We start from the raw sequence: 1,188 nt of genomic DNA, 5'->3' as shown, positions 1-1,188 counted from the left end.
CTAATTTTCTCAAAATCATCTTGAGCATATACTCCCTCTATTTTCTGAGCTATTAAATTGGGGCTACATGACCCAAAGAGAGCCAATAGACTCACATATACTAGTATTCTCATTGTTTACCTTTTTCTAGTTTTTTGTAGAATTTTTTAGAGCGCCTTAACCCTTTTTGTCTATTAAGATAATATTGTCTGATTGCAGGGTAAACATAGTCACCTTTACCATCTTTCATATTCGCAATATTCTGAACTACTTCATCATTTGACCCTGCACCAGGCCCACTTCCTGTATATCCAAATTGAGCTTTATAACCTTCTATTTCATCTACTCGACCCGTAGGTGTTGTTGGTTTCAATAAATTGTTGGAACTAAACTCCATCCCATTTTCCGAGTCTAAGGACAATGCAACATGTCTTACCTCATGAATATGTAATCCAGTATTTGAACCATATATATTAATCACACCATCATCACCCTTTGACACTCCATGCTTTCCAGCTCCTTGATTATCCCCTTTAGCTAAACGGAAAGTATTTTCCTGATCAGCACCAAGAGCCTCAATATCTGAAATACTTTGATCTAATTGTGATGTTCTTTCATCCAGGGTAGCAATTTTACCTTCTAATCTATCAGTACTTTTTCCTTTACCCTCTCTCTTGGCAATCCTTGCTTCTAATTTGCCTCTCTTTTTAGCTATTTGATCCTTCCGTTTATTAATTCTTTCTTTTAATTCATCAGCCTGCTCTTGATCTTCCCAAATCATACCAGTTGGGTCCATGTATCTAATAGGGTTATTTTTCACGTAATGGTAAGGTGAGTAATTCTCTTGCATCGCACTGGCTAGTGGATCAACTTGGACAAACCTTCCAATAGCTGCATCATAATTTCTAGCTCCATAGTCGTACCAACCTAAATCAAGCTCCATATCCAACTCCTTACCATTATATAAGTAATCATTAGGAGTGGCAGTAACTCTATTGTAAGAGTTAAATGTTAACCCGAAGGGATAGTAGTCATTTCAATTAAACAGGGAGTCTAGCATAAATATCTCCCTTTTTAGAACTTCATCATCTTTAAATTCAAGAATAACTTTAGATGAATCAAACCTAATATTTTTCAATTCTTGCCTTTCTAAATATATTTTCTTTAAACTCTTACTTTCCGTTTTGGGAAAGGACTTCACGTCGGTTT

The 1,188-nt window shown here is 35.8% G+C and carries 1 pseudogene; it reads right to left on the bottom strand.

What is annotated here, in order from left to right:
* Window positions 1-109: 109 nt before the first annotated feature.
* Window positions 110-997, bottom strand: a pseudogene (locus tag E1163_RS00370) (RHS repeat-associated core domain-containing protein); the annotation flags it as partial.
* Window positions 998-1,188 lie beyond the last annotated feature (191 nt).

Origin of the sequence: Fulvivirga kasyanovii (genome assembly GCF_009711405.1) — a bacterium.
Lineage (GTDB): Bacteria > Bacteroidota > Bacteroidia > Cytophagales > Cyclobacteriaceae > Fulvivirga > Fulvivirga kasyanovii.
The sequence above is the reverse complement of the archived record's forward strand: the minus strand, read 5'-3'. Positions and strand labels throughout refer to the sequence as shown.